This is a genomic window from Pseudomonas sp. No.117 (assembly GCF_054558395.1).
The window spans coordinates 337,971-364,183 of the sequence record NZ_BAAJNP010000004.1 but is presented as its reverse complement, the minus strand read 5'-3'; the positions used below and the strand labels follow the sequence as shown (position 1 = coordinate 364,183).

Genomic DNA, 26,213 nt, shown 5'->3' with positions numbered 1-26,213 from the left:
AGGGCGTCGCTCTTGCCGAAGGATCTCGGATGGACAGTCTTTCCCTGCATCAGGCCCGGCGTCTGGCCCTCCGGGCCCAGGGCTTCGGTGCCTCGCCCAAGGCCAGTGCCGGCCCGGCGGCGCTGTATCGCCAGGCGGCGCGCCTCGGGGTGCTGCAGATCGACTCGGTCAATGCCCTGGTACGCTCCCACTACCTGCCACTGTTCAGTCGCCTGGGTCGCTACGACTTTACCGACTTCGATGGCCTGGCCTGGGGGCAGGGCCGGCGGCGCCAGCTTTACGAGTGCTGGGCGCATGAGGCCTCGCTGGTGCCGGCCGAAGTCTGGGCCGAGTTGCGTTGGCGGCGGGACCTGGCGCGCCAGGGCATCGGTATCTATCGCCAACTGGCCAGCTTCGCGGCCGAGCAGCCGCACCTGGTGGCCCAGACCCTGGAGGCGGTGGTGCAGCGCGGCGCCCTGGGTGCCGGCAGCCTGGCAAAGCGGGTGGATACGGCCGGTCCCTGGTGGGACTGGAGCCCGAGCAAGCTGGCACTGGAGTGGCTGTTCGCCGCCGGCGAGGTGACCGTCGCCAGTCGCCGGGGCTTCGAGCGGCTCTACGACCTACCGGAGCGGGTCCTGCCGGCGGCGATCCTCGCGGCTCCCGCGCCGACGCCGGACGCCGCGCGGCGCGCCCTGTTGCTGCGCAGCGCCAAGGCCCTGGGCGTGGCGACCGAGGTCCAGCTGCGCGACTATTTCCGCCTCAGTCCGGCGCAGGCGCGCCAGGGTATCGCCGAGCTACAGGAGGAGGGCAGCCTGCAGCGGGTCGGCGTGGAAGGCTGGGCGAAGCCTGCCTATGTCACGGCGCAGCCGACGCCCGAGCGACCGGTCCGAGCGGCGGCGCTGCTGTCGCCCTTCGATTCCCTGGTCTGGGAAAGGGACCGCGCCGAGCAGCTGTTCGCCTTCCGCTATCGCCTGGAGCTCTATACCCCCGCGGCGAAGCGCATCTATGGCTACTACGTACTGCCTTTTCTCTATGGGGAGCGGCTCGCGGCGCGGGTGGACCTGCGCGCGGAGCGGGCCGCCTCGCGCCTGGCGGTGCATGCGGTGCATCTGGAGCCGGCGGGACTGGACGAGGCGGGGCTGGATGCCCTGGCCGGGCAGTTGCGCAACCTAGCCGACTGGCTCGGCCTCGCCCAGGTGCAATTGCACGGGCCGGCCAGCTTATTGCAGGAGGCGCTGGCGCAGCGCTAGGTGGTCGCCACGCCGGCGACCACCTGGGTCACTCAGCGGCGGATGCCCTTGAGGGTCTCGGCGATCATGAAGGCCAGCTCCAGGGATTGGTCGGCATTCAGGCGTGGATCGCAATGGGTATGGTAGCGGTCGGAGAGGGCGTCCTCGGTCACAGGGCGGGCGCCGCCGATGCATTCGGTGACGTTCTGCCCGGTCATCTCGATATGGATACCGCCGGCATAGGTGCCTTCTGCCTTGTGCACACCGAAGAATTCCTTGACCTCGCCTAGTACGCTGGCGAAGTCCCGGGTCTTGTAGCCGGTGGAGGCCTTGATGGTGTTGCCGTGCATGGGGTCCGAACTCCACAGCACCTGGCGACCCTCGCGTTCCACGGTCTGGATCAGGCGCGGCAGGTGATCGCCGACCTTGCCCACGCCCATGCGCACGATCAGGTTGAGGCGACCCGGATCGTTCTCTGGGTTCAAGGTATCGATCAGGCGGATCAGGTCTTCGCTGGTGGTGGAAGGGCCGACCTTGACGCCGATGGGGTTGTTCACGCCGCGCAGGAATTCGACGTGGGCGCCCTCGGGCTGGCGGGTGCGGTCGCCGATCCAGAGCATGTGCGCAGAGCAGTCGTACCAGTCGCCGGTCAGGCTGTCGCGGCGGACGAAGGCTTCCTCGTAGTTCAGCAGCAGCGCCTCGTGGGCGGTGAAGAAGTTGGTTTCCTTGACCTGGGGCGCGGTGTCCAGGCCGCAGGCGCGCATGAAGGCGAGGGTCTCGTCGATGCGATCCGCCAGCTGGTGGTAGCGGTCGGCCAGCGCCGAGTTGGCGATGAAGTCCAGATTCCAGCGATGCACCTGGTGCAGGTCGGCGAAGCCGCCCTGGGCGAAGGCGCGCAGCAGGTTGAGAGTCGCGGTGGACTGGTTGTAGGCCTGGATCAGCCGCTGCGGATCCGGGATGCGGCTGCCCTCGGTGAAGTCGATGCCATTGACGATGTCGCCACGGTAGGCCGGCAGGGACACGCCGTCCTGGACTTCCGCGCCGGAGGAGCGCGGCTTGGCGAACTGGCCGGCCATGCGGCCGACCTTGACCACCGGGCAACCGGCGGCGAAGGTCATGACCACCGCCATCTGCAGCAGCACCTTGAAGGTGTCGCGAATCTTGCCGGCGGAGAATTCGAAGAAGCTTTCCGCGCAGTCACCGCCCTGCAACAGGAAGGCCCGACCCTGGGTGACCTCGGCGAATTGCCGCCGCAATTCTCGGGCTTCGCCCGCGAACACCAGCGGCGGATAACCGGCGAGGGTGCGCTCAACCTCGGCGAGGCGGGCTTGATCGGGGTATTCGGGCTGCTGCTGGATGGGCAGGCCTCTCCAGCTGGTAGGACTCCAGGGCGCGGACATGATTCTCTCTGAACGGATCGACGAAGCCTTCCATGGTAACCGAAGGAGCGGGCATCGCTCGATAGACAGTGCCCATCGCGGCTACCATGGAGATCAATGAAGGAGAGTGGCCATGGCCGAGACGGAAGTATTGCTGGAAGAGGTCATCGACGACCATGGACGGATTCGGGTGGTCGAGGTCGGTCCCTATCGCTTTCTCGAGTTCGGCGAAGAGGTTGAGCAGAGCTGTGTCTTCACCCGGGATCCGGCGTGGCTTGAATACGACTACAACCGCGCCATGCTGCTGGGGGCGCTCTGCCATCCGGCGCCGCGCCGCGCACTGTTCCTCGGGCTGGGGGCCGGCACCCTGACCCAGGCCTGCCTCAAGTGGCTGACGCTGGAGGCCGTGGAGGCGTTGGAGTTGCGGCCGGAGGTGCCACGCCTGGCGCGCCAGCATCTGGGCCTGGGTGACGATCCGCGATTGACCATCCGCATTGGCGATGCCCTCGAGCTGCTCGCCAGCGCTGAGCCGACGGATCTGATCTTCGTCGACCTCTATACCGATGTCGGTCCGTCCAGCGCCCACCTGGCCTGGCGCTTCCTGGAAGACTGCCAGGCCAAGCTCAATCCCGGTGGCTGGCTGATGATCAACCAGTGGAGCGCCACCGATGGCAAGCCGCTGGGGGCCGCCTTGCTGCGTGGACTGTTCCGCCATCACTATTGGGAATGCCCGGTGGTGGAGGGCAATGTCATCCTGCTGGTGCCGGCGAGCCTGGAACAGGTGCTGGACGAGTCTGGCACGCGGCAGCGGATAGGGGAGCTGGCGGCGCGCGCGGGGTTCGACCTGGAGCCTTATCTGGACAATCTGCGTGCGGCAACCTGACCGCAACGATAGACAAAGGTTCTCTGGAGAAATGTCCAGGGTTCGGGTATTATTCGCCCCGGTCTTTTTGACCTTCCGTTCAGGAACTGCATTTTCCCGGTCCGCCGCCATGGCCACCCCGGTCGTGCGTTCGCCCGACGGCGAACAATCCTAGACGCTTCACCCCTTTTCATCGCTATTTCGCAAAAAGCTCACACCTTGGCTGCCTGGGCGACTTCGGTCATTCGGATAAGCGCAGCTCTTGGCTTTGGGGTCTTTGCGAAGCACACGAGGCAAGACAATGACCCAGGACACCAGCGGTTTCGCTGCGCTCAATCTCAATCCCGCCATCCTCGCCGCCATCAAGGCCGTCGGCTACGAAGAGCCGTCGCCGATCCAATCCCAGTCGATTCCGGTGATCCTCTCCGGCCACGATATGATCGGCCAGGCGCAGACCGGTACCGGCAAGACCGCGGCCTTCGCCCTGCCGCTGCTTTCCAAGCTCGACCCGTCCCGCCGCGAGCCCCAGATTCTGGTGCTGGTTCCTACCCGGGAACTTGCCCTGCAGGTCGCTACCGCCTGCGAAACCTATTCCACCGAGATGCCCGGCGTGAAGGTCGTGGCCCTCTACGGTGGTGCGCCCATGGGCCCGCAGCTGAAATCCCTGCGCATGGGTGCCCAGGTCCTCGTCGCCACCCCCGGTCGTCTGTGCGACCACCTGCGTCGCGACGACAACCTGCTGGCCACCGTCCAGCACCTGGTGCTCGACGAAGCCGACGAGATGCTCAAGCTGGGCTTCATGGATGACCTCGAATTCATCTTCGAAGCCATGCCGGAATCCCGCCAGACCGTGCTGTTCTCGGCGACCCTGCCGCCGTCGATCCGCGCCATCGCCGAGCGTCACCTCAAGGAGCCGCAGCACGTCCGCATCGCGGCCAAGACCCAGACCGTCGCCCGCATCGAGCAGGCGCACCTGATGGTCCATGCCGACCAGAAGCCGGCCTCCGTGCTGCGCCTGCTGGAAGTGGAGAACTTCGACGCCCTGATCGCCTTCGTCCGCACCAAGCAGGCGACCCTGGACCTGGCCGAGCTGCTCGAGCGCCAGGGCTATCGCGTCAGCGCCCTGAACGGCGACATGCCCCAGGCCCAGCGTGAGAAGACCATCGAGTCGCTGAAGGACGGTTCGCTGGATATCGTGGTCGCCACCGACGTGGCCGCCCGCGGCCTCGACGTGGCGCGCATCACCCACGTGCTGAACGTGGACATGCCCTACGATCCCGAGTCCTACGTCCACCGGATCGGCCGTACCGGCCGTGCCGGTCGCGAAGGCCGCGCCCTGCTGCTGGTGACGCCGCGTGAGCGTCGCATGCTGCAGGTCATCGAGCGCGTTACCGGTCAGCGCGTGGGCGAGATTCGCCTGCCCGATGCCGAAGCCGTGCTGGAAGCCCGTATATCCCGCCTGGCCGATGGCGTGGGCTCGCTGCTGGCCGATGCCGATGCCACCCATGGCGCCCTGCGCCAGGAGCTGTGCGAGCGTCTGCAGTGCGATCCTTCGACCCTGGCCGCCGCGTTGCTGGCCAAGCTGACCTCCGGTCGTGCCCTGGACCTCGAGTCCGTGCGCCGTGAGCAGCCGCTGACCCCCGGCGCCGGCCGCAGCGATCGTCCGCGTACCGAGCGTGGCGACCGTCCTGAGCGTGGCGAGCGCGGTGAGCGTCCGGATCGCGGCGAACGTCGCCCGATGCAGCCGCTGCCCGAAGGCCGCGTCCGTTGCCGTACCGCCCTGGGCGCTCGCGACGGCATCGCCGCCAAGAACCTGCTCGGCGCCATCATCAATGAAGGCGGCATGGATCGCGAGGCCATTGGCCGCATCCAGATCCGTGACTCCTTCAGCCTGGTAGAGCTACCCGAGGACGGTCTCGAGCGCCTGCTGACCAAGCTCAAGGACACCCGCGTCGCCGGCAAGGCCCTGCGCCTGCGTCGCTATCGCGAGGATTGATCCCCGCGGTGATACGAAAAAGCCCCGGATGACCGGGGCTTTTTTCTGCCTGCGAGAAAGGTGGGGCAGGGGCTAGAGGATCACCTTGTCCTTCAATTTTTCCGCCGCCAGCTGCAGGGCCTGGATGACGCGCTCCTTGTCGTAGTTCTGGATGTTGTTGGTGTCCAGGTACATGGAGAAGCCGGGCAGTTCGTGTTCGACGTAGCTGGGCGACGCGCCCAGGTCGCGACGGAAGTCCACCACCTGGTAGATCTGCACCGGCTTGCTGAAGCCCTTGACGGTGATCCAGCTCTTGTCCCGGCACATGATGGTTTCCTTGATCAGCGAGTAGGTCTCGTGGCTGATCAGGATTTCACCGGCATCGGCGGCGTTTTCCAGGCGGCTGGCGAGGTTCACTTCGCGGCCAATGATGGTGTAGTCCATGCGCGTGCTTGAGCCGAAGTTGCCGACCGTGCAGTAGCCGGTGTTCAAGCCCATGCGGATTTCCAGGGGTTTGTTGATGCCCTGGCTGCGCCATTGCTGGCGCAGCACCTTCATGTGCTTGCGCATGGCGATGGCCATGGACACCGCGGCAACGGCATCTTTCTTGGCGCCCTGGCTGTTGGCGTCGCCGAAAAACACCATGACGCAGTCACCGACGAACTTGTCGATGGTGCCGCCGTATTTCACGGCGATCTTCGACATTTCGTTGAGGTAGTTGTTAAGCATGTCGGTGAGGGCTTCGGCCTCCAGTTCCTCGGACAGCTCGGTGAAGCCCTTGATGTCGGAGAAGAACACCGTGATCTTCTTGCGCTGGGTGCCCAAGGCGATGTGCTGCTTGCCGGTGAAGATGGACTCCCACACCTGGGGCGAGAGGTACTTGGCCAGGTTGTGCGCCAGGATCGACGACTTCTCCTGCTCGCGCTTGAGGTCGTCGTTGATCTGGATGAGGCGCTTGCGCTGCCGGTGCAGGAAGTAGCCGGTGCCCCAGAGGTGCAGCATGGTACCCACCACGCTGGTGACGGCCACCAGCAGCGGGCTGGTGAGGTCGACGCCCTGGAAGAAGGTGGCGCTGCCCAGCGCCGCGGCACTGGTGGCGAACAGCAGGCACAGGCCGAGCAGGCGCGGGCCGCCGCGCAGCATGCTGGTGTAGCCGAGCATGAACAGCAGCATCAGGGTCGGCATCAGCGGAAAGCGCAGCACGACTGCGGCCATGCCCACGTGGATGGCGTCGACGGCGGCGAGCAGGATGTCGGTCTGGGCACCGCGGTCGCGCCTGAGTTTCAGGCTCAGGGTCTGGGCGAGGTGCGGATAGATGAGGGCATAGGGGATCAGCCAGAGGCCCACGGCGTCGGCCTGGGTGTAGTAACCCGCGGTGACCGTGGCGGCGGCGATCAGATAGGCGAACACCCGGGCGTAGTACACGCCCAGGCTGTCACCGGACGCAGCGAGGAACCGGTTGAGCGCAAACTTCATCTGTCGGGTCCGTTTCGAGAAGGGCGAGAGGTCGGGATAACTCCGTTCGCGACGATGAAAGCGGCCGGGTTTTCAAGCTGTAGCGATCTTAGCCGACCGCCTGGGCGGCGGCCAACATCGGCAACCAATCCGCTGCTGTGACAGCAAATTTCGGCAGTCGTCCCTGGGGTACACTGCCGTATCTTTCCAGGAGAGAAGCTATGGATGCCCTCGACGCTCTGTGCAACCGCGTATCGGTCGGCCGGCTGACCGAACCCGGTCCCAGTCCCGCGCAATTGGAGACGCTGCTGCGTGCCGCGGATCGCGCCCCGGACCACAAGCTGCTGCGCCCCTGGCGGCTGATCCTGGTCTCCGGCGAGAGTCGCGAGGCCCTCGGCGAACTCTATGCCGAGGCCCTGCGCCGTCGCGATCCGGCTGCCGATGCCGCGGCCCTGGACAAGGCTCGGCGCATGCCGCTGCGCGCGCCCCTGGTCATCGCCGTCGTGGCGACGCCCCAGGAGCATCCCAAGGTGCCCGTGCAGGAACAGATCATCACCGCCGGCTGCGTCGCCCACGGTCTGGTCAACGCGGCCTTCGCCCTCGGCCTGGGTGCGGTCTGGCGTTCCGGGGAGTTCAGCTACGATCCCTGGGTCCTGCAGGGCCTGGGGTTGACGGGCAACGAACAGCTGGTCGGCTACATCTACCTGGGCACGCCGGAAGTGGCACCCCGGGTGCCGGCGCCGCGCGACCTCGGCGACCGTTTCAGCCATTGGCCAGGACCGGCCGTAGCGGCAGGGTGACGGTGGCCAGGAAGCCGCCATCCGGGTGATTGCTCAGCTGCAGCTCGCCGCCATGGCGCTGCACCGCGCGCCGGGCGATGGCCAGGCCCAGGCCATAGCCGGTGGCCTGCTGCTGGTCGGAACGAAAGAAGGGCTCGCCCAGGCGCGGCAGGTCGTCGGCCTTGACCCCGGGGCCGTGGTCGCGCACCTGGATGGTGACTTCGCCGCCCGCGGCAGCTGCGGCGATGACGATGGGCTGCGCGGGTGGGTTGAACCTCAGGGCGTTGCGCAGCAAGTTGTCCAGCGCCCGTTCCAGCACGTCGGGCCAGCCGTCCAGCCGCAGGGCCATAGGCACCTGCAACTCGACCCGCTGCTGCGGGGCGGTCAGCTGGGCATCCTCGACCAGCCCGATCAGCAGGGGGTGCAGTTCCACCTGCTCCGGCGGACCGGGATCCGCTTCCTGGCGGGCGAGGGCGAGGATCTCGCCGATCAGCGTCTCCAGGCGATCGCATTCCAGGGTCAGTCGCGGCCACATGTTGCCGAGGTCATGGGGATTCGAGCGCTCCGCCAGCGCCAAGGCGATACGCAGCCGGGCCAGGGGTGAGCGCAATTCGTGGGAGACATCCCGCAGCAGCTGGCGTTGGCTGTCGATCAGCCGCTGCAGATGGGCACCCATGCGGTTGAAGTCCTCCGCGAGCACACCCAGTTCGTCCTTGCGGCGGGCAAGGCGCGCCAGGGTGTCCTGCTGGTAGGCGGTCTGGCCGAGATCGTGCACGGCGCGGCGCAGGTGATTGAGCGGTCGGGTCAGGCTCAGGGTCAGCAGCAGGCTGAAGAGGGTGAGGACCACGGTGGCGATGGCCAGCATGCCCATGGGCCAGAACAGGCTTTCCCGGCGCCAGGCGCCCAGCTCGGGCGTGGGCAGGTGGTAGATGAACAGGTAGTTCTGACCACTATCGCTGGTGTATTCGTCGGTCAGGCGTCGCCAGGGCAACGGGCGATTGGGATCGCGGGCGCCGGGGCCGGGGCGTTGCAGACGCTGCGGCTGGTCGAGATCCTGGTCGAAGACTCGCGGTGGCAGGGTGCCGCGCACCAGGGGCGCGCCGTTCTCGCCCAGCACCAGCACATCGATGCCGTAGCGGCCCTTGCGCTGTTCGAGCAATCCCTGGGCGGCGGCGGGGCCTTCGTTCTCATAGCGTTGTACCCATTGTTCCGGTAGATCACGTAGGCCCGGATGCTGCGCGAGGATCCAGGAATCCTGGTCGGCCAGGTGGCCGAGCAGCATGGTCAGGCCGACGGCGGACAGGATGGCCAGCCAGAAGGTGGCGAAGATGCGCCAGAAGAGGGAGCGAAAAACCATGCACGGGCCTTGGTCAGACGCTGCGCCGAGGGCCCCCGGCGCAGCGTTCGGGGATTACGAGGATTTGTGGTCGTGTTTCCACTGCTGGAATTCGGCCCACTCCTTGGCGTGATCCTCCCGCTTCTTCTCCATTTCGTCGAAGCGCTTCTGCTGGTCGGGCTTGAGCAGGGCGCGAATGGACTGCCGGGTCTTGTCACGATTGCCGTCGAGCTGGTCGTGCAGCGCCTTGCGCTGGTCTTCGGGGAGCTTGTCCAGGTAGCTCTTGACGATCTCGCGCTGCTGCTGGCGCTCGGCACCCATCAGCTTGCCGACCTGCTCGCGCTGTTCGGGGGTCAGCTTGAGGCCGCGCAGGGGGCCGTCGCCGTGCGGGCCGCCGTCCATCATCCGGTGGGGCGGCGGCGTGACGTCGGTGGCGTCCTGGGTGGCGGCCAGGGTGAGGGTCGGCAGCAGGGCGGCGAACAGCACGGCGGGCATGAGTTTGCGCATCGGGAAATCTCCTTGGGTTGACCGGTGCGACACCGGATGGGCCCAGTCTAGGAGCGGGGGAGTCAGGAGCGGTCAGCGGAGGTAAAGAGGGGGTAAAGGCCGCGCTGCGGCGCTAGACACTGTAGTAGTAGCCACGTCCACGCAGGGCGAGGATGCGCGCGCGCCCATCGGCGTGGTTGCCCAGCTTGCGCCGCAGGTTGCTGACGTGCATGTCCAGGCTGCGATCATAGAGGGTCAGCTTGCGGCCCAGTGCCGCCTGGGCCAGCGCCTGCTTTTCCAGCGGCTCGCCGGGCTGGCGCAGCAGGGCTTCGAGGATGCGGCTCTCGGTGAGGGTAAGGGTGATCTCGGTCTCGCCGATGTTGGCCACGCCCCGGGCCAGACTCAGCGCCAGGTCGCCCAGTTGCAGGCGGGCCGCCGGCTGCGCCGGGTGACTGCGCCTGAGGATGGCCCTCAGGCGGGCGGTGAGTTCGCGGGGATCGCAGGGCTTGGCCAGGTAGTCGTCGGCGCCCAGCTCCAGGCCGAGGATCCGGTCCAGGGGCTCGCCGCGGCCGGAAAGCATGAGCACCGGCAGTTGCGGATGATCGCTGCGCAGCTGCTTGAGCACTTCCAGGCCACTGCCGTCGGGCAGCATCACGTCCAGCACCACCACGTCCGGGGTGGCCTCGCGCAGCTGGGCGCGGGCATCGCTGCCGGCGTGGCAGGCGGTCACCTCGAAGCCTTCCTGTTTCAGCCAGGCGCCGAGCAGGTCGCACAGTTCCTGGTCATCGTCGATCAGCAGAATCTGGCTCATGGCATCAGTCTCGCGGTTCATCCATGGGTTGCAGATGGCGCGCCAGATAGAGGCCCTGGCCGAGCATGAAGACCAGGGTCATCGCCAGGCTGCCGAAGACCTTGAAGTCGACCCAGAAGCTTTCGTAGGTGAAGGCCACGTAGAGATTCGCGCAGCCGCAGACGATGAAGAAGATGATCCAGGCGATGTTCAGGCGCGTCCAGATCGGTGCCGGGAGCCGCACGGCGTGCCCCAGCATGCGCTGGATCAGCGGCTTGTCGCCGATGAAATGGCTACCGAGGAAAGCCAGGGCGAACAGCCAGTTGACCACCGGCGCCTTCCACTTGAGGAAGGTCTCGCTGTGGAATGCCAGGGTCATGCCACCGAACACCAGGCAGGCGATCAGCGTCAGCCACTGACTCTTCTCGAGCCGGCGTTGGGTGAGGTAGATCGCGCCGTAGACCACCAGCGAAGCGACGATCAACACCGCGGTGGCACTGAAGATGCCGCCCAGGGTGAAGGCGTGGCCGGCGACCTCCACCGGACGCGGATCGAGCTTGTAGACGAGGAAGAACAGCAGGAGAGGGATGAAGTCGATGAATTGTTTCATTACCGCAGCCGATAGCAGTGCATCGCGGCATAATACCCGATGAAGCCGGAGGAGAAAGCCCATGCGTGTCGACCTGCACTGTCATACCACCGCGTCCGACGGCGCGTTCGCGCCCGCCGAGCTGGTCCGGCGGGCCCATGAGCGCGGGGTGCAACTGCTGGCGATCACCGATCACGATACGCTGGACGGCTACGCCGAGGCGATGGATGCCGCGGCGAACCTGGGCGTACGGCTATTGCCGGGGATCGAGATGTCCTGCACCTGGGGGGGCGCCACCTTGCACGTGCTGGGCTACGCCTTCGCCCCCGGGGCCCCGGAGCTCGAAGCGGCGCTGGCAGCGCTGCACGAGGGGCGCTGGGAGCGGGCCCGGGAAATCGATCGGCGGCTGGCGGCCAAGGGCATGCCCGGCACCCTGGACGGTGCCCGCGCGGTCCAGCTCGCCCTGGGCGACAGCCGCAACGCCCCCGCACGGCCACATTTCGCCGAACACCTGGTGCAGGCCGGCTACGTGGCCGACCGCGGCGAGGCTTTTCGCAAGTGGCTGGGTGGCGGCAAGCTGGGCGACGTCAAGCAGCATTGGCCGACCCTCGCCGAGACCCTGGTCACCCTCAAGGCGGCCAAGGCCTGGATCAGCCTGGCACATCCGCTGGCCTACGGTTTCACCCGCACCAAGTTGCGCAAGCTGATCGGAGAATTCGTCGGCGGCGGTGGCCATGCCATCGAGGTGGTCAACGGCGTCCAGCCGGCCGAGCAGGTGGGTACCTTGGCAATTCTGGCGCGGGAATTCGGTCTGATGGTGAGCGCGGGCAGCGATTTCCACGCGCCGGCCGACTGGTCGGACCTGGGCATGTACCGGCCGTTGCCCGAAGATCTGCCGCCCCTCTGGGCGCGTTTCAGCCAACCGCTCTACCCTCAGGATCGAGAACCCCAATGAGCCAGTTCATCGAGATTCATCCGCAGAATCCCCAGCCGCGGCTGATCCGTCAGGCCGTGGAAGTCATCCAGTCCGGTGGCGTGATCGCCTATCCCACCGACTCGTCCTATGCCCTGGGCTGTCGCATCGGCGAGAAGAGCGCGGTCGAGCGTATCCGCCGTATCCGCCAGCTCGATGACAAGCACAACTTCACCCTGGTGTGCTGTGATCTGTCCGAGCTGGGGATCTATGCCAAGGTGGATACCAGTGCCTTCCGCCTGCTCAAGGCCTACACCCCGGGGCCCTACACCTTCATTCTGAACGCCACCCGCGAAGTGCCGCGGATGCTGCTGCATCCCAAGCGCCGCACCATCGGCGTGCGGGTCCCCCAGCACCCCATCACCCTGGCGCTGCTGGAGGCGCTGGGTGAGCCGCTGATGAGCGTGAGCCTCATCCTGCCGGGGGATGACGAGGCCCTGGGCGACGCCTGGGAGATCCGCGAACGCCTCGAACACTTCGTCGATCTGGTGATCGAGGGCGGACCGGGTGGACTGCAGCCTTCCACCGTCATCAGCCTGGCCGAGGACGAACCGGAAGTGATCCGGGTCGGGGCCGGGGATCCCAAGCCCTTCATGATCGAAGCATGAGCGAGGTCCTGGATGCCCAGCTGCTCGAGCCCGAGCAACTGCGGCTGGCACTGGTCTACGGTGAGGCCTTCACCGAACTGCCCCAGGACCTCTATATCCCGCCAGACGCCCTGGAGGTGTTCCTCGAAGCCTTCGAGGGGCCGCTCGACCTGCTGCTCTACCTGATCCGCAAGCAGAACATCGACATCCTCGACATCCCGGTCGCCGAGATCACCCGGCAGTACATGAGCTATGTCGAGCTGATGAAGGCGGTGCAGCTGGAGCTGGCGGCGGAGTACCTGCTGATGGCGGCCATGCTGGCGGAGATCAAGTCGCGCATGCTGCTGCCGCGCGCGGAGGGCCTCGCTGACGAAGAAGAAGATCCTCGTGCCGAGTTGATCCGGCGCCTGCAGGAATACGAGCGTTTCAAGAAGGCGGCGGAGGATCTCGATGACCTTCCGCGCGAAGGGCGCAACTTCGTGGTGCCGACCCTGCCGGCGCCTGACGCCCGGGCGCGCAAGCTGTTGCCCGAGGTTGACCTGAGCGAATTGCTGCTGGCCATGGGCGAGGTGCTGCGCCGTGCGGACCTGTTCGAGAGTCACCAGGTGACCCGCGAGATCCTGTCCACCCGCGAGCGCATGAGTCAGGTGCTGGAGCGACTGAAGGATGGCGCCTTCGTACCCTTCGTCGCGCTGTTTACCCTGGAGGAGGGGCGGCTGGGCGTGGTGGTGACCTTCATGGCCATCCTCGAACTGGTCAAGGAGTCCCTGGTGGAGCTGGTGCAGAACGAGCCCTTCAGCCCCATCCACGTCCGCGCCCGGGTGAGTGGCGCCGACGCGGAAGAAGAACCTCAGGCATAGGCCAGTGCCGCGGTGGCCGCGGCGCTCTTGCGCTTGCTCACCAGCAATCGCGCGTCTGCACCGGCCGCCAGCAGGGCGGCGGCTTCGGCGATGCTTGGGCTGCCGGTGTGCTGCAGCGCGACAGCGCTGGCAGCGGTGGTGCCGGGTCGCGTGGCCAGGTTGTCCGCTGGAAAGCCTCGCAGGGGCAGTTGCCAGAGACGCGCGAGTTCCTGCAGGCCGGGCTCTTCCAGCCGCGCATCCAGGGTGGCGAGCGCCGCAAGTTGGTCGATCTCGCAGCCCGCTTCGTTCAACACCGCCTGGGCAAGCTCGGCCAGTTCGTCAACCGAACACCCTCGGCGGCAACCCAGGCCCAGTATCAGCCTCATCAGGCGCGGCTGCTCTGGCGCTGGAAGAGCCAGCTGCAGGCCAGTCCAAGCAACAGCCAGAACGGCAGGTTGCTCGCCAGCACGGCGATCTGGAAGTGCCGCTGCAGGTCCTCCGGCGCCAGGCTGGCGTGTTCGACCGGTTGCGGGGCGCCGAGCAGGTGCGGCAGGACCAACAGGCCCAAGGCCGCGATCTTGAAGCCGGGATGGCGCGCGAAGACCAGCAGAGCTAGGGCGCCGGCAGTAGCGCCAGCGGTGCCGATCCACCAGAGCTGGCGCAGGGTCAGATCGGCGGCGGCGGTGCCCGGCAATTCCGGCGGCAGGCCGAGGCTGGGGGCAAGGCAGAAGGTGGCATAGCCGGCCAGCCCCCAGAGCAACCCCTGATGAACGCGCGTCGGGGCGCGCAGGTTGAACAGGCCGGTGAGCAAGAGGCCGAAGCCCACCGCCACCACCAGGTTGCCGCCGAAGGTCGACAGGGTGCGCGGCCAGCCGTCCGCGGGTGTCCAGGCTTCCTCACCATGCTCATGGTGTTCGGCCACTGCCGGTGCCTCGGCCTGGACCTCGTAGGTTTCCGCCTGGAGGATGAGCGGGGTCATCCAGAGGCCCTGCAGGACGCTCAGGAGCAGGGCGGCGAGCAGGCCGGCCAGGGCGGCACTGAAGGCGATACGCTGGAACATGTCGAGCTCCTTCAGTGGCAGGGGAAGCCTTCGCTGTGACGGGTGTCGTGGGCGCCATTGTGCAACGCCTCGACGTGGGAGAAACCGGCCAGGAACACCAGGCTCAGGCCGAGGAAGCAGGCGAGCAGGGTGGCGGTCAGGCGTTGGGCACGGGTATTGGTCTGGGACAGGGCGGTGGCGGAGCGGGCGACGGTCATGGCAAGGCCTCGGAGTCGAAGCGGCAGGGACGCGCCTAGGCAGCGAGCCGCAGGCGGCCGCCGTCCAGCACGACCGCCCACCGCGGGTTGCTTGAAAGCGACAGGCCGGTCTCCGGACTTACGAGGGTCGCATACCTATGCAACTACCAGAATCGCCTTCCCCAGACTTGCCGGCCGGGTGGCATCGTGATCCTGCGCTCGTCTACCGTTGCGGGGGCAGTGCCGGACTCGGACCGGCTTCCCGTTTCACCGCGACCCATGGCGGAGTCGCGACACCTGAAGCAAGGTTCAGCAGACCATGGGCGTCGTCCGCCGGTCAAGCCTGTTCGATTGACACCCCGGCGGGGCACTCGTAGCCTGTCGCGTTCCGAGGTGCTCTTGTCTGCAAGAGCTTGAAAGGGAACGCGGTGCGATACCGCGGCTGCCCCCGCAACTGTAAGCGGCATCCAGAACCTCTCCACTAGGCCACTGCTCACGCGGGAAGGCCGGAGCCAGGCGCCGCGAGCCAGGAGACCTGCCTCGCCAGTTTCCCATACGCAACCGGGCGGGGTGATCCGGGCTGCCATCAGGGCCTCGCCGTTGGGCGAGCGTCCGGCATGCCTGCCCGTCTTCTTTCGCTTTCCATCTAAGGGCAGCCCATGAAAACCCTGGCCAAGACCCCCGTCACCATCGTCACCGGCTTCCTCGGTGCCGGCAAGACCACCCTGCTGCGCCACATGCTCGATCACGCCGAAGGGCGTCGCATCGCAGTGATCGTCAACGAATTCGGCGAGCTGGGCATCGATGGCGAAATCCTGCGCCAGTGCAGCATCGGCTGCAGCGAAGAAGAGGCCCAGGGCCGCGTTTTCGAGTTGGCCAACGGCTGCCTGTGCTGCACCGTTCAGGAGGAATTCTTCCCGGTGATGAAGGAGCTGGTGGCACGCCGTGGCGACATCGACCACATCCTCATCGAGACCAGCGGCCTGGCCCTGCCCAAGCCCCTGGTGCAAGCCTTCCAGTGGCCGGAGATCCGCAACGCCTGCACCGTGGACGCGGTGATCACCGTGGTCGACAGCCCGGCGGTAGCGGCTGGCACCTTCGCTGCTCATCCCGAGCAGGTGGATGTCCAGCGCCGCCAGGACCCCAACCTGGACCATGAATCGCCGCTGCACGAATTGTTCGAAGACCAGTTGGCCAGCGCCGATCTCGTGATCCTCAACAAGGCCGACGGTCTGGACGCCGAGGCCCTGACGCGGGTACGTGCCGAGGTGAGCGAAGAGTTGCCAGCCGCGGTCAAGGTGGTGGAGGCCAGTCGTGGCGTGCTCCCCTTGTCGGTCCTGCTGGGCCTGCAGGCCGAGTCCGAGGCCCATATCGACAGCCGTCCGACCCATCACGACCTCGAAGGGCACGAGGATCACGATCACGATGAATTCGATTCCTTCGGTGTCGAGCTGCCCGAGGTGGCCGAGGCGACCTTGCTGGCGGCCCTGGGCGAGGTGGTCAAGACCCATGGCGTGCTGCGTGTGAAGGGCTTCGCCGCCATTGCCGGCAAGCCGTTGCGTCTGCTGGTACAGGGGGTCGGCACTCGCTTCGACAAGCATTTCGATCGCGCCTGGCAGGCGGGTGAGGCTCGCACTACCCAGCTGGTGCTGATCGGCCAGGAGCTGGACCAGGCGGCCATCACCGCCCAGCTGCGCGCCGCGGTGGCCTGAGCTAGATGCATCTGTTGCGTACCCAGCCGGGCGGCTTCGTCCCGGACGACGGCATCGCCCACCTGGCGCAGACGCCGGGTGAAATCGTCGTCCTCTGCAGTGGTGACTCGCATCTGGCGCTACTGGCCGAGGCCACCCGCACCCTCGACGCCGGCTATCCCAGTCTGCGTCTGGCCAATCCCATGCAGCTGCAGAACCACGCCTCGGTGGATCTCTATGTTGAGGAGGTGCTTAGCCAGGCGCGGGTGGTGTTCATCTCGCTGCATGGTGGCCAGGGGTACTGGCGCTATGGCATGGAGCGGCTGGCGGAATTGGCCGCCCGGGGGCTGACCCTGATCGCGGTGCCCGGTTGCGACCGGCCCGATCCGGAGCTGATGGCCCTGGGTACGGTGGCGCCCGAGTTGGCCGAACGGTTGTGGCGCTATCTGCGCCAGGGTGGCCTGGCCAATGCGCGGGATTTCCTGCACTGCCTGGCGGCCGAATGCCTGGGCGCTGACTATGCCCATGAACCGCCACGGGAATTGCCGCGAGTCGCGGTCTACCAGGCGGAAGGCCTGGGCCTCGACGGCTGGCGTGCGACGTGGCGCCCGGATTGGCCGACGGCGGCGCTGCTGTTCTATCGCACCCATCTGCAGGCGGCCAACACCGCCTTCGTCGAGGTCTTCTGCCAGCAACTGCAGGCCCAGGGCCTGAATCCGCTGCCCATCGCCGTGGCCAGTCTCAAGGAGCCGGTTTGCCTGGCCGAGGTGGAGCGGCTGCTGGATGAGACCGAGGCGGCCGTGATCCTCAATACCACGGGTTTCGCCCAGTCCAGTCCGGAGCGACCGAATCTGGCGCCCTTCCGCCGGCCGGTGCCGGTGCTGCAGGCCATCTGCGCCCAGGACAATCGCGAGCGCTGGCTGGAGAATCCCCAGGGCCTGGGCGCCCGCGACCTGGCCATGCATATCGCCCTGCCAGAGCTGGACGGGCGCATCATCACCCGGCCGGTGAGTTTTAAGGGCCTCGCCTGGCGCTGCGAGCGCAGCCAGAGCGACGTGGTCAACTACCAGGCCGATGGCGAGCGCATGGCCTTCGTCGCGCGCCTGGCGCGCAACTGGATCGAATTGGCGCGCCGCCCGGCAGCGGATAAACGCATCGCCCTGATCCTCGCCAACTACCCGACCCGCGATGGCCGCATCGGTAATGGCGTCGGCCTGGATACGCCGGCGGCGGCGCTCAAGGTGCTGCAGGCCTTGCAGGCCGCGGGTTATCCGGTGGCCAATCTGCCGGAGGGCGGGACCGCCCTGATCGAGCGCCTGCTCGGTGGCGTAACCAACGACAGTGCCCTGCGCGATCTGCGACCGGCCTTGCAGAGTCTGAGCCTGGACGACTACCAAGCCTTGTTCGCCCAGCTGCCGCACAGCCTGCAGCAGGCGGTGACCGAGCGTTGGGGCGCGCCCGAGGCCGATCCCATGCACCGTCGCGGTCGTCTCATGGTGGCCGGGGTGCGCTTCGGCCTGACCTTCGTCGGCATCCAGCCGGCCCGTGGCTATGAGGTCGATCCCGCTGCGGTCTACCACGATCCGTCGCTGGTGCCGCCCCATGGCTACCTGGCGTTCTACTTCTGGCTGCGCGAAGTCTATGGCGCCCAGGCGGCGGTCCACCTGGGCAAGCACGGCAACCTGGAATGGTTGCCGGGCAAGGGCGTGGGCATGTCCGCGGAGTGTTGGCCAGACGCCATCCTCGGACCGCTGCCCAACGTCTATCCCTTCATCGTCAACGACCCGGGTGAGGGTGCCCAGGCCAAGCGACGAACCCAGGCGGTGATCATCGATCATCTGATGCCGCCGCTGACCCGCGCCGAGAGCTACGGTCCGCTGCGCGATCTGGAGCGCCTGGCCGACGAATACTATGACGCCAGCCTGCTTGACCTGCGTCGCGCCAGCGAGCTGCGTGGCGAGATCCTGCGACTGGTGCGCGAAACCTCTCTGGACCGCGAGCTGGGCCTGGTGATCACCGAGGATCCGGACAGCTGGCTGCCGCAGCTGGACGCCTATCTCTGCGATCTCAAGGAATCCCAGATCCGCGATGGCTTGCACGTGTTCGGCGAATCGCCGACCGGACAGCTGCGCCGCGATACCCTGGTGGCCCTGCTGCGCATTCCGCGCGGCGATGCCCAAGGCGGCAATGCCAGTCTCTTGCGGGCGCTGGCCAAGGACCTGCAGCTGGACATCGATCCCCTGGCCGCCGATCTGGGTGAGCTCTGGCAAGGCGCACGCCCGGCGTGCCTTGCCAGGCTTTCCGCCGAAGCCTGGCGCACCCTGGGCGATACCCGCGAGCGGCTGGAGTTGCTGGCCCTTGCCCTGGTGGCCGCGACGGTGGATGGCGAGCCGCTGCCCGTGGCCCTGGACGATCTCCCCCTGACGCGTCCAGTGCTGGAGCACCTCACGGCCCAGGTCGCGCCGGCGCTGGACAGCTGCGGTGCCGCCGAACTCGGTGGACTGCTGGCGGCGCTGGAGGGCCGCTTCGTCCCGGCTGGTCCCAGTGGCGCGCCCAGTCGCGGCCGACTGGATGTGCTGCCCACCGGGCGCAATTTCTTCTCCGTGGATGTGCGCAACCTGCCAAGCATGACCGCCTGGCGCCTGGGTTGGCAGTCGGCCAACCTGTTGCTGGAGCGGCATCTGCAGGAGGAGGGCGATCACCTGCGCCAACTCGGACTTTCGGTCTGGGGCACGGCCACCATGAGGACCGGCGGCGACGACATTGCCCAGGCTATGGCCCTGCTGGGCGTGCGCCCGGTATGGCAGACCGGCAGCGCCCGGGTCGAGGATTTCGAGATCCTGCCCCTGTCGCTGCTGGATCGTCCGCGGGTGGATGTCACCCTACGCATTTCCGGTTTCTTCCGCGATGCCTTTGGGGGACTGGTGCGGCTGTTCGATGCGGCCGTCCAGGCGGTCGCGGCGCTGGACGAACCGGACGAGCTCAACCCCTTGGCCGCCCAGGTCCGTCGCGAGCGCGCCGTGCTGGAGGCGAGCGGCACAGCACCCGACCAGGCGCGGCGCCAGGCTGGCTGGCGCATCTTCGGCGCGCAGCCCGGTGCCTATGGCGCCGGGGTCCAGGGCGCGGTCGAAGAGCGTCAGTGGCAGGACCGCAGCGAGCTGGCCACCGCCTATCTCAACTGGGGCGGCTATGCCTACGGCGCCGAGGACGACGGCACCGCCGCCCGCGATGACTTCTCCCGCCGCCTCGGTCGCCTGCAGGCGGTACTGCAGAACCAGGACAACCGCGAGCACGACCTGCTCGATTCCAATGACTACTACCAGTTCCAGGGCGGCATGCTGGCCGCCGCCGAGACCCTGAGCGGGGAGCGCCGCGCCAGCTACTTCGGCGATCATGCCCAGGCCGACCTCCCACGCATTCGTACCCTCAAGGAAGAGCTGGGCCGAGTGGTACGGTCTCGGGCGGCCAATCCCAAGTGGATCGCCGGTATGAAGCGCCATGGCTACAAGGGCGCCTTCGAGATGGCTGCCACCGTGGACTACCTGTTCGGCTTTGGCGCCACCACCGAACTGGTGGAGGATCACCAATACCAGCAACTGGCCGATGCCTACCTGATGGATGTCGACACCCGCAGCTTCGTCGAGCGCCACAATCCAGAGGCGCTGCGCGACATGACCGAACGCCTGCTGGAGGCCCAGCAGCGCGGCCTCTGGCAGGAGCCCGGCGGTTATCGCGAGGCCCTTGAGCAGCTACTGATGGATATGGATGAAGCCTGAGATGACCGCCCCCGTCTTTCCCCTGGCCGCCGTGGTTGGCGCGGAGCCCTTGAAGCTGGCGCTGTGCCTGAATGCCATCGACCCCCGTATCGGCGGGGTGCTGATCGAGGGACCGCGCGGCATGGCCAAGTCGACCCTGGCCCGGGGCCTGGCCGATCTGCTCGGCGGTGGTCCCTTCGTCACCCTGCCGCTGGGCGCCAGCGAGGAGCGCATCGTCGGCACCCTGGACCTGGACGCTGCTCTCGGCGAGGGTCGCGCGCGCTTCGCCCCAGGGGTACTGGCCGCCGCCGACGGCGGGGTGCTCTATGTCGACGAGGTCAACCTGCTGCCGGATCACTTGGTGGACCTGCTGCTGGACGTGGCCGCCAGCGGCGTCAACCGGGTGGAGCGCGATGGCATCTCCCACGAGCACGCTGCCCGTTTCCTGTTGGTGGGCACCATGAATCCGGAAGAGGGCGAGTTGCGCCCGCAGTTGCTCGACCGCTTCGGCTTCGCCTTGGCGCTGGACAGTCGTCCGGCGCCGCGGGAACGGGCCGAGATCCTGCGCCGACGGCTGGCCTTCGATAGCGATCCCGCGGCTTTCGTCGCCCAGTGGGAGACGGCCCAGGCGGAGTTGCGCCAGCGCTGCGCCCAGGCGCGCGCGCGGCTCAGCAATATTCCCCTGGATGATGCCGCGCTGGACGCCATCACCGAGGGCTGCCACCAGGCCGGGGTCGATGGTCTGCGCGCCGACCTCGTCTGGCTGCGCGCGGCCCGTGCCCATGCCGCCTGGCGCGGTGGTGCTGCCATCGAAAACGCCGACATCGCCGCCGTGGCCGACTTCGCCCTGCGCCATCGCCGCCGGGATGCAACCGCTACTCCGCCAGTAATACCACCCCTAAAGAATGAGTCTCCTTCCTCCACACCGGAGCAGGAGACAGGTAATCAACAGGGCAGGGACGAGCCTGAACGTCGCGGCGGTGCAGGCGATGCCTGGGGCTCACTGGCGCCCGAACCCATGGCGAGCGGTCCGCGGCGCCGGTTGGACGTGGCAAAAAAGCCCTAGGCATCCGATCCACCCACACCGCGGATCGTGATGCCCGGAACGGGGTGGGCAGGACCTCGGGTGGCCGTCAGGGTGCCCGTAGCTTGGGCGAAGAGGGCGCCATTGCCTGGCTGCCGACCCTGTTACGTGGTCGTCCGCGGCGGCCTGCCGATTTGGTCCGTCAGCCGCGCAGCCGCCGTCCGGCCCAGCTCTGGCTGGTGCTCCTCGATCATTCCGCCTCCACCCGCCGGCACGGCGCCCTGGCCCAGGCCAAGGGACTGCTGGCCGACTGGTTCGAGCAGGCCTACCGGCAGCGGGTGAGGGTGGCGGTACTCCAGACCGCTGGCGAGCGACCGGAATGGTCTTTCCAGGGGCAGCGCAGTGGCCGGGCGCTACAGGCTTGGCTGGACAACTTGGGGGCGGGCGGAGGGACTCCATTGCTGGCCGGGCTGGAGGAGGCCCGGATGTGGCTTGAGCGACGCCGACGTCGGCAGCCGGGGGAGGAGTGCCAACTGCTGCTGGTCACCGATGGCCGGCTGCGCAGCTTAGAAAACCTGGCTATTTTCGAATGTCGGACGCTAGTCTTGGACATCGAGTTGGGACCTGTTCGCCTGGGGCGAGCGGTAGAACTCGCTCATCGTCTGGGAGCGGAGTACCGACACCTGGAAGAGGTGCCGGAGATCTAGCCAGGCTGTTGGGCTATTTTGGGCCTCGCTGCGCTCAGCCCAACCTATGGGACCGCGTAGGTTGGGCTGAGACGGCTCCATCGTCGAAGCCCAACAAGGATGTTCAGCCTTGGCCATGTTGGGCTTCGCTGCGCTCAACCCAACCTACGGGACCGCGTAGGTTGGGTTGAGACGGCTCCATCGTCGAAGCCCAACATTGCCGTACCCCGAGGCAATGGCCTGCTGAAAGCGGATCTCAATGCCCCGCTTTCATCGCCTTCACCAGGGTATCCACGTTGTAGCGGAACATGTCGGCATAGGTCGGCGCGGGGCCGTTGGCCGGGGACAGGGCTTCCACGTAAAGTTCGCCGCCGGGCTGGGCGCCGCTGGCCTTAGCGATCTGCTCTACCAGGCGCGGGTCGTTGGAGTTCTCGAAGAAGTAGACCGCGACGTGCTCTTTCTTGATCTGGCGGATCAGCTTGCCGACGTCCTGGGCCGAGGCTTCGGCTTCGGTGGAGATGCCCAGCGGCGAGATGAACTGCACCCCGTAGGCGTCGCCGAAGTAACCGAAGGCATCATGAGAGGTCAGGACCTTGCGCCGCGCCTTGGGCACCTGGGCGATCTGCTCGCGGGCGTAGCGATCCAAGGCTTCGAGCTTGGCGATGTAACGATCGCCATTTGCTTTGTAGACAGCGGCATCGGCCGGGTCGATCTGGGACAGCGCCTTCACCACATTGCGGGTGTATACGATCACGTTCAGCGGGTTGTTCCAGACGTGCGGGTCGACACCGTGCTCATGATCGTGGTCGTCATGACCGTCTTCATCTTCCGCCATCTCCCGGGTCTTGATGCCTTCGCTGAGGATCACTGGCGGCCGCGCCTGCCCGGAGGCCTTGATCAGCCGATCCATCCAGCCTTCCATGTGCAGGCCGCTCATGAATACCACGTCGGCCTGCTTGAGCGCCTGGGCATCGGCGGGGGTAGGCTCATAGGCGTGGGGATCGCCATTGGGGCCGACCAGGGAGGTGACCTGGACATGGTCGCCGCCCACCTGCTTGACCACATCGGCGATCACGGTGAAGGTGGCGACGGCCTTGATGGGTTCGGCCGCCTGCGCCTGGCCGGCGACGGCGAGCAGCAGGGCGGCGCCCAGCGAGAACAGGGATTTCATGGTGACTCCTTTCAGTGGGTGAGGTGGGGACGAGGACGCAGGCGCCGGTACAGACCCAGGCGCCCGAACAGCAGGGAGAAGAGGTAGCAGGCGCCCGCGGTGAGGACGATCGCCGGCCCCGAGGCATAGCCCAGGTGGTAGGAGAGCACCAGGCCGACCAGGCCGCTCAGGCTGGCGATCAGGCTTGCCACCGCCATCAGGCCGGGCAGGCTGTTGGCCCAGAAGCGCGCCGCCGTCGCCGGGAGCATCATCAGGCCCACGGCCATCAGGGTGCCCAACGCCTGGAAGCCGGCGACCAGGTTGAGCACTACCAGCAGCAGGAACAGCAGGTGGTAGAGCGACCCTCGGCCTCCTACGGCGCGCAGGAAACCCGGGTCGAAGCATTCCAGCGCCAGGGGGCGATAGATCACCGCGAGCACCACCAGCGACAGGGTGGCGATACCGGCGACCAGATAGAGCGCGGTGGCATCGATGGCCAGGATGGTGCCGAACAGCACATGCAGGAGGTCGACGCTGGAGCCGTGGAGGGAAACGATCAGTACCCCGGCCGCCAGGGAGATGAGGTAGAAGCTGGCGAAACTGGCATCCTCGCGCTGATTGGTGAAGCGACTGACCAGCCCCGCGAGTCCGGCCACCAGCAGCCCGGCGAGCATGCCGCCGATGCCCATCGCGGGCAACGAGAGACCGGCGACCATGAAGCCGAGGGCGGCGCCGGGCAACACGGCGTGGCTCATGGCGTCGCCCACCAGGCTCATGCGCCTGAGCATCAGCAGGACGCCCACCGGACCGGCGCCCAGCGCCAGGGCCAGGCAAGCCACCAGCGCCCGGCGCATGAAGCCGAATTCGACGAAGGGCTCGAACAACAGCTGGTAGAGGGTCATGCGCGCTCACACACCGCCGCGGTGGCGTCCCAGCGTTCGGCCAGATTGCGCGCCCGGGCCAGGTTTTCGGCCACCAGCACCTCCGCGGTGCCGCCCCAGGCGATGGCTTCCCGGGCCAGCAGCAACGTCTCGGGAAAATGCTGGCGGACCTGCTCCAGATCGTGCAGCACCGCGATTACCGTGCGCCCCTGGCCGTGCCAGCGCCGGACGATGGTCAGCAGATCGGCGGTTGTACGGGCATCGATGGCGGTGAAGGGCTCGTCCAGCAGCAGTACCGGGGCATCCTGCAGCAACAGTCGGGCGAACAGCACGCGTTGGAACTGGCCGGATGACAGGGCGCCGACCAGGCGGTCTTCGAGACCGTCCAGACCTACCGCCTGCAAGGCCTGGCGAGCCTCGTCCAGCTGGGCGGCGGTGACGCCGCGCCAGCTGCCGAGGCCCTGCCAGGCGCCCAGCACCACGGTTTCCATGACACTCAGCGGGAAGCTGCGGTCGATCTCGGCTGCTTGCGGCAGGTAGCCCAGGCGCCGCTGTGGCACGGCGCGCTGGACCCGGCCGCTGACCGGTCGCAAGGTGCCAGCGATGGCCTTGAGCAGGGTGGATTTGCCCGCGCCATTGGGGCCGACGATGGCGGTGAGGCTGCCGGTACGGAAACGACCGCTCAGGTGATGGATGGCGGGATGACGCTGGTAGGCCAGGGTCAGGTCCTGCAACTCGATGGCGGCACTCATGGGAGGGAGACCGCCCAGCCCACGGCGAGCCACAGGAGTACCAGGGGCAGGCAGGCCAGGAGCAGGCGAGTAGGAACGGAGAGCAGCAGCAGGGAAGAGCGATGGGACGCCATGACGAAACCTTGGATTAGCTGGCAAAAGTTATAACATAACAATTCTGCGCAGTCATCCAGGGCGTGGTCTTACTTGCGCTGGGATCAGCTAGCCCGCCAGCGGCCGGGTCGACGGGCTCTCCGCAAATGGGAAGGAGCGACCCGAGTCGCCCCGGGTCGGTCAGGCGGCCTGGGTCTCCGCCATGCGCTGCTCCAGGCGTTGCAGGAAGTTGAGCAGCAGCACCTCTTCTTCCTTGAGTCCTTTTCGCTTGCGCGGTTTGGGCAGGGTGCAGAGGTCACCCGCGAGAAAGGCATCGAGCACGCCCGGGTGGATGTAGCACTTGCGGCAGACCGCCGGGGTGTTGCCCAGAGTGCGCGAGACGGCCTTGACCATGTCCACCAGCTCCTTCTTGGCATCGGTCTGGGTTTCGCAGCGCAATTCGCGCAGCGCTTCGAGGGCCAGGGCGCTGCCCGCCCAGGTGCGATAATCCTTGGCGGTGAAATCGGCACCGGTCAGCTCATGCAGGTAGGCGTTGACGTCGGAGGAGGTCACGGTATGGCGCTCGCCGTCAGCGTCCACGTACTGGAACAGGTGCTGCCCCGGTAGCTCCAGGCACTTCTTCACGGTGCGCGCCAGGCGCGGGTCGCTGACCTTGATGTCATGCTCCACGCCGCTCTTGCCGCGGAAGTGGAAGGCGATGGTGTTGCCGTGCACCTCGGCATGGCGATTGCGCAGGGTGGTAAGCCCGTAGGACTTGTTGCTCTTGGCGTACTGAGCGTTACCGACCCGGATCAGGGTCGCGTCGAGCAGGCTGATCACCGTGGCCATGACCTTCTCGCGACTCAGGCCCCGGCGGGAGAGGTCTTCTTCCACCCGCTGCCGCAATTTGGGCAGCGCCTGGCCGAAGGCAAGCATCCGCTCGTACTTGTCGGTGTCGCGGATCTCGCGCCAGCGGGGATGGTAGCGGTACTGCTTGCGACCCCGGGCATCCCGCCCGGTGGCCTGCAGATGGCCATTGGCATCCGGACAGATCCAGACGTCGGTATAGGCCGGCGGGATGGCCAGCTTGTTGATCCGGTCGATTTCGGCCTGGTCGCGAAGGCGCTCGCCGTCCGCGGTGAAATAGGCCCACTTGCCGCGCAGCTTGCGCCGACTGAGACCGACTTGGCTGTCGTCGACGTAGTTGAGGTCCGGTGGCAAGGGCGTGCAGAGCGCGGTGCCGGTGTCGTCACGCTCATCGGCGGGGATGGGTAGATCGGTCTGGGCGAGGCGTTGCATTACTTTCGAACGAGAGGTCATGACTGCACCGACGATTTCCTGGTCGAAACGGTGGACTCCAGGAAACCGGACCAGGTTCTCATGACCCCTTTCAAGCCGACCGACGCACAGCTCCGCGAGGCCTTGCTCGCCAAGGCGCGCACGCGCCGCCCAGGGACCACCTTCTGCCCTTCGGAGGTCGCCCGTGAGCTGGCGACGGATTGGCGACCGCTGATGGAGCCGTTGCGTGGGGCGGCCCGCGAACTGGCGCGCGAGGGTCGCCTGCAGGTGACCCAGAAGGGGGAAGCCCTGCATCCCGCCGCGCCCTGGCATGGTCCGATCCGATTAAGTTTGGCTTAATGAGCGATTAAGTTTCGATTAATGGCGGATGGCTACTCTGGATTCCGAATAGACAGCAAGCCAGAGGAAT

General features: G+C 67.0%; 25 protein-coding genes and 2 riboswitches. Of the genes, 12 read left to right on the top strand and 13 right to left on the bottom strand.

What is annotated here, in order from left to right:
- Positions 1-29: 29 nt before the first annotated feature.
- Positions 30-1,229, top strand: a complete 1,200-nt coding sequence (locus tag ACYJP6_RS11555; protein WP_459475117.1) for a winged helix-turn-helix domain-containing protein — start codon at positions 30-32, stop codon at positions 1,227-1,229.
- Between the two features lie 32 nt (positions 1,230-1,261).
- Here ACYJP6_RS11555 and ACYJP6_RS11550 read toward each other — a convergent pair whose 3' ends face one another.
- On the bottom strand, positions 1,262-2,608 hold the full coding sequence (locus tag ACYJP6_RS11550) for a class II 3-deoxy-7-phosphoheptulonate synthase (protein WP_459475116.1): 1,347 nt from the start codon (positions 2,606-2,608) through the stop codon (positions 1,262-1,264).
- Positions 2,609-2,720: 112 nt separating this feature from the next.
- Here ACYJP6_RS11550 and ACYJP6_RS11545 point away from each other — a divergent pair, with 112 nt between their 5' ends.
- On the top strand, positions 2,721-3,470 hold the full coding sequence (locus tag ACYJP6_RS11545) for a spermidine synthase (RefSeq protein WP_459475115.1): 750 nt from the start codon (positions 2,721-2,723) through the stop codon (positions 3,468-3,470).
- A gap of 280 nt (positions 3,471-3,750) precedes the next feature.
- Positions 3,751-5,445, top strand: coding sequence for a DEAD/DEAH box helicase (locus ACYJP6_RS11540; protein WP_459475114.1), 1,695 nt, complete (start codon positions 3,751-3,753; stop codon positions 5,443-5,445).
- A gap of 72 nt (positions 5,446-5,517) precedes the next feature.
- Here ACYJP6_RS11540 and ACYJP6_RS11535 read toward each other — a convergent pair whose 3' ends face one another.
- Complete coding sequence (locus ACYJP6_RS11535; protein WP_459475113.1) at positions 5,518-6,900, bottom strand: adenylate/guanylate cyclase domain-containing protein; 1,383 nt, start codon at positions 6,898-6,900, stop codon at positions 5,518-5,520.
- A gap of 200 nt (positions 6,901-7,100) precedes the next feature.
- Between ACYJP6_RS11535 and ACYJP6_RS11530 the strand changes: the two genes are divergently transcribed.
- Positions 7,101-7,679 (top strand): nitroreductase family protein, encoded by a 579-nt coding sequence (locus ACYJP6_RS11530; protein WP_459475112.1) that lies wholly within the window; start codon positions 7,101-7,103, stop codon positions 7,677-7,679.
- Here ACYJP6_RS11530 and ACYJP6_RS11525 read toward each other — a convergent pair.
- The 4 genes from ACYJP6_RS11525 to ACYJP6_RS11510 form a co-directional block, all read right to left on the bottom strand.
- Positions 7,642-9,015, bottom strand: coding sequence for a sensor histidine kinase (locus tag ACYJP6_RS11525; RefSeq protein ID WP_459475111.1), 1,374 nt, complete (start codon positions 9,013-9,015; stop codon positions 7,642-7,644). The genes ACYJP6_RS11530 and ACYJP6_RS11525 overlap by 38 nt on opposite strands.
- Before the next feature lie 54 nt (positions 9,016-9,069).
- Positions 9,070-9,501, bottom strand: a complete 432-nt coding sequence (locus ACYJP6_RS11520) for a Spy/CpxP family protein refolding chaperone (RefSeq protein WP_459475110.1) — start codon at positions 9,499-9,501, stop codon at positions 9,070-9,072.
- A gap of 112 nt (positions 9,502-9,613) precedes the next feature.
- Entirely contained in the window at positions 9,614-10,291 is a 678-nt protein-coding gene (locus tag ACYJP6_RS11515; RefSeq protein WP_459475109.1) for a response regulator transcription factor, read from the bottom strand.
- Between the two features lie 4 nt (positions 10,292-10,295).
- Positions 10,296-10,880: a septation protein A gene (locus ACYJP6_RS11510; RefSeq protein ID WP_459475108.1), complete on the bottom strand. Its 585-nt coding sequence runs from the start codon at positions 10,878-10,880 to the stop codon at positions 10,296-10,298.
- A 61-nt stretch (positions 10,881-10,941) separates the two neighbouring features.
- Here ACYJP6_RS11510 and ACYJP6_RS11505 point away from each other — a divergent pair, with 61 nt between their 5' ends.
- The 3 genes from ACYJP6_RS11505 (at position 10,942) to ACYJP6_RS11495 (ending at position 13,279) form a co-directional block, all read left to right on the top strand.
- On the top strand, positions 10,942-11,814 hold the full coding sequence (locus ACYJP6_RS11505; protein ID WP_459475107.1) for a PHP domain-containing protein: 873 nt from the start codon (positions 10,942-10,944) through the stop codon (positions 11,812-11,814).
- Positions 11,811-12,440, top strand: a complete 630-nt coding sequence (locus ACYJP6_RS11500; RefSeq protein ID WP_459475106.1) for an L-threonylcarbamoyladenylate synthase — start codon at positions 11,811-11,813, stop codon at positions 12,438-12,440. Before ACYJP6_RS11505 ends, ACYJP6_RS11500 begins: the two co-directional genes overlap by 4 nt.
- 110 nt (positions 12,441-12,550) lie before the next feature.
- A complete protein-coding gene (locus tag ACYJP6_RS11495; protein ID WP_459475365.1) occupies positions 12,551-13,279 on the top strand; it encodes a segregation and condensation protein A in 729 nt (242 codons plus the stop codon).
- Here ACYJP6_RS11495 and ACYJP6_RS11490 read toward each other — a convergent pair.
- Genes ACYJP6_RS11490 through ACYJP6_RS11480 form a run of 3 tightly spaced genes read right to left on the bottom strand, consistent with a single transcriptional unit; the run spans position 13,270 to position 14,515 of the window.
- On the bottom strand, positions 13,270-13,644 hold the full coding sequence (locus ACYJP6_RS11490) for a cobalamin biosynthesis protein (protein WP_459475105.1): 375 nt from the start codon (positions 13,642-13,644) through the stop codon (positions 13,270-13,272). The genes ACYJP6_RS11495 and ACYJP6_RS11490 overlap by 10 nt on opposite strands.
- Positions 13,644-14,318: a CbtA family protein gene (locus tag ACYJP6_RS11485; RefSeq protein WP_459475104.1), complete on the bottom strand. Its 675-nt coding sequence runs from the start codon at positions 14,316-14,318 to the stop codon at positions 13,644-13,646. The genes ACYJP6_RS11490 and ACYJP6_RS11485 overlap by 1 nt, the downstream gene beginning before the upstream one ends.
- An 11-nt stretch (positions 14,319-14,329) precedes the next feature.
- A complete protein-coding gene (locus tag ACYJP6_RS11480) occupies positions 14,330-14,515 on the bottom strand; it encodes a CbtB domain-containing protein (protein WP_459475103.1) in 186 nt (61 codons plus the stop codon).
- Positions 14,516-14,601: 86 nt separating this feature from the next.
- Positions 14,602-14,810, bottom strand: a riboswitch (cobalamin riboswitch).
- A 58-nt stretch (positions 14,811-14,868) separates the two neighbouring features.
- Positions 14,869-15,051: riboswitch (cobalamin riboswitch) on the top strand.
- 102 nt (positions 15,052-15,153) lie between these two features.
- Between ACYJP6_RS11480 and cobW the strand changes: the two genes are divergently transcribed.
- The 4 genes from cobW to ACYJP6_RS11460 all read left to right on the top strand — a co-directional run bounded on the left by cobW (position 15,154) and on the right by ACYJP6_RS11460 (position 21,671).
- A complete protein-coding gene (gene cobW, locus ACYJP6_RS11475; protein WP_459475102.1) occupies positions 15,154-16,206 on the top strand; it encodes a cobalamin biosynthesis protein CobW in 1,053 nt (350 codons plus the stop codon).
- A 5-nt stretch (positions 16,207-16,211) separates the two neighbouring features.
- Entirely contained in the window at positions 16,212-19,961 is a 3,750-nt protein-coding gene (cobN, locus tag ACYJP6_RS11470) for a cobaltochelatase subunit CobN (protein ID WP_459475101.1), read from the top strand.
- Between the two features lies 1 nt (position 19,962).
- Positions 19,963-21,006, top strand: a complete 1,044-nt coding sequence (locus ACYJP6_RS11465) for an ATP-binding protein (RefSeq protein ID WP_459475100.1) — start codon at positions 19,963-19,965, stop codon at positions 21,004-21,006.
- 83 nt (positions 21,007-21,089) lie between these two features.
- Positions 21,090-21,671: a vWA domain-containing protein gene (locus ACYJP6_RS11460; RefSeq protein ID WP_459475099.1), complete on the top strand. Its 582-nt coding sequence runs from the start codon at positions 21,090-21,092 to the stop codon at positions 21,669-21,671.
- A gap of 235 nt (positions 21,672-21,906) precedes the next feature.
- Here the strand turns inward: ACYJP6_RS11460 and ACYJP6_RS11455 are convergent, their stop codons facing one another.
- The 4 genes from ACYJP6_RS11455 to ACYJP6_RS11440 form a co-directional block, all read right to left on the bottom strand.
- Positions 21,907-22,821 carry a metal ABC transporter substrate-binding protein gene (locus ACYJP6_RS11455; protein WP_459475098.1) on the bottom strand — a complete coding sequence of 305 codons (915 nt, stop codon included), beginning with the start codon at positions 22,819-22,821 and terminating at the stop codon, positions 21,907-21,909.
- A gap of 11 nt (positions 22,822-22,832) precedes the next feature.
- Positions 22,833-23,702 carry a metal ABC transporter permease gene (locus tag ACYJP6_RS11450; RefSeq protein WP_459475097.1) on the bottom strand — a complete coding sequence of 290 codons (870 nt, stop codon included), beginning with the start codon at positions 23,700-23,702 and terminating at the stop codon, positions 22,833-22,835.
- Positions 23,699-24,433: a zinc ABC transporter ATP-binding protein AztA gene (gene aztA, locus ACYJP6_RS11445; protein ID WP_459475096.1), complete on the bottom strand. Its 735-nt coding sequence runs from the start codon at positions 24,431-24,433 to the stop codon at positions 23,699-23,701. The genes ACYJP6_RS11450 and aztA overlap by 4 nt, the downstream gene beginning before the upstream one ends.
- A gap of 273 nt (positions 24,434-24,706) precedes the next feature.
- A complete protein-coding gene (locus ACYJP6_RS11440) occupies positions 24,707-25,804 on the bottom strand; it encodes a DNA topoisomerase IB (protein WP_459475364.1) in 1,098 nt (365 codons plus the stop codon).
- Between the two features lie 81 nt (positions 25,805-25,885).
- Between ACYJP6_RS11440 and ACYJP6_RS11435 the strand changes: the two genes are divergently transcribed.
- Positions 25,886-26,143 (top strand): DUF3253 domain-containing protein, encoded by a 258-nt coding sequence (locus ACYJP6_RS11435; RefSeq protein WP_459475095.1) that lies wholly within the window; start codon positions 25,886-25,888, stop codon positions 26,141-26,143.
- The last annotated feature ends 70 nt before the right edge of the window (positions 26,144-26,213 follow it).

Bases quoted from the DNA above. Each gene is read 5' to 3' on its own strand.
- ACYJP6_RS11450 (WP_459475097.1), bottom strand. From the start codon at position 23,702: ATGACCCTCTACCAGCTGTTGTTCGAGCCCTTCGTCGAATTCGGCTTC.
- ACYJP6_RS11555 (WP_459475117.1), top strand. From the start codon at position 30: ATGGACAGTCTTTCCCTGCATCAGGCCCGGCGTCTGGCCCTCCGGGCC.
- ACYJP6_RS11500 (WP_459475106.1), top strand. From the start codon at position 11,811: ATGAGCCAGTTCATCGAGATTCATCCGCAGAATCCCCAGCCGCGGCTG.
- ACYJP6_RS11520 (WP_459475110.1), bottom strand. From the start codon at position 9,501: ATGCGCAAACTCATGCCCGCCGTGCTGTTCGCCGCCCTGCTGCCGACC.
- ACYJP6_RS11435 (WP_459475095.1), top strand. From the start codon at position 25,886: ATGACCCCTTTCAAGCCGACCGACGCACAGCTCCGCGAGGCCTTGCTC.
- ACYJP6_RS11540 (WP_459475114.1), top strand. From the start codon at position 3,751: ATGACCCAGGACACCAGCGGTTTCGCTGCGCTCAATCTCAATCCCGCC.
- ACYJP6_RS11530 (WP_459475112.1), top strand. From the start codon at position 7,101: ATGGATGCCCTCGACGCTCTGTGCAACCGCGTATCGGTCGGCCGGCTG.
- ACYJP6_RS11440 (WP_459475364.1), bottom strand. From the start codon at position 25,804: ATGCAACGCCTCGCCCAGACCGATCTACCCATCCCCGCCGATGAGCGT.
- cobW (WP_459475102.1), top strand. From the start codon at position 15,154: ATGAAAACCCTGGCCAAGACCCCCGTCACCATCGTCACCGGCTTCCTC.
- ACYJP6_RS11465 (WP_459475100.1), top strand. From the start codon at position 19,963: ATGACCGCCCCCGTCTTTCCCCTGGCCGCCGTGGTTGGCGCGGAGCCC.
- aztA (WP_459475096.1), bottom strand. From the start codon at position 24,433: ATGAGTGCCGCCATCGAGTTGCAGGACCTGACCCTGGCCTACCAGCGT.
- ACYJP6_RS11490 (WP_459475105.1), bottom strand. From the start codon at position 13,644: ATGAGGCTGATACTGGGCCTGGGTTGCCGCCGAGGGTGTTCGGTTGAC.
- ACYJP6_RS11535 (WP_459475113.1), bottom strand. From the start codon at position 6,900: ATGAAGTTTGCGCTCAACCGGTTCCTCGCTGCGTCCGGTGACAGCCTG.
- ACYJP6_RS11510 (WP_459475108.1), bottom strand. From the start codon at position 10,880: ATGAAACAATTCATCGACTTCATCCCTCTCCTGCTGTTCTTCCTCGTC.
- ACYJP6_RS11480 (WP_459475103.1), bottom strand. From the start codon at position 14,515: ATGACCGTCGCCCGCTCCGCCACCGCCCTGTCCCAGACCAATACCCGT.
- ACYJP6_RS11485 (WP_459475104.1), bottom strand. From the start codon at position 14,318: ATGTTCCAGCGTATCGCCTTCAGTGCCGCCCTGGCCGGCCTGCTCGCC.
- ACYJP6_RS11505 (WP_459475107.1), top strand. From the start codon at position 10,942: ATGCGTGTCGACCTGCACTGTCATACCACCGCGTCCGACGGCGCGTTC.
- ACYJP6_RS11545 (WP_459475115.1), top strand. From the start codon at position 2,721: ATGGCCGAGACGGAAGTATTGCTGGAAGAGGTCATCGACGACCATGGA.
- cobN (WP_459475101.1), top strand. From the start codon at position 16,212: ATGCATCTGTTGCGTACCCAGCCGGGCGGCTTCGTCCCGGACGACGGC.
- ACYJP6_RS11550 (WP_459475116.1), bottom strand. From the start codon at position 2,608: ATGTCCGCGCCCTGGAGTCCTACCAGCTGGAGAGGCCTGCCCATCCAG.
- ACYJP6_RS11525 (WP_459475111.1), bottom strand. From the start codon at position 9,015: ATGGTTTTTCGCTCCCTCTTCTGGCGCATCTTCGCCACCTTCTGGCTG.
- ACYJP6_RS11515 (WP_459475109.1), bottom strand. From the start codon at position 10,291: ATGAGCCAGATTCTGCTGATCGACGATGACCAGGAACTGTGCGACCTG.
- ACYJP6_RS11455 (WP_459475098.1), bottom strand. From the start codon at position 22,821: ATGAAATCCCTGTTCTCGCTGGGCGCCGCCCTGCTGCTCGCCGTCGCC.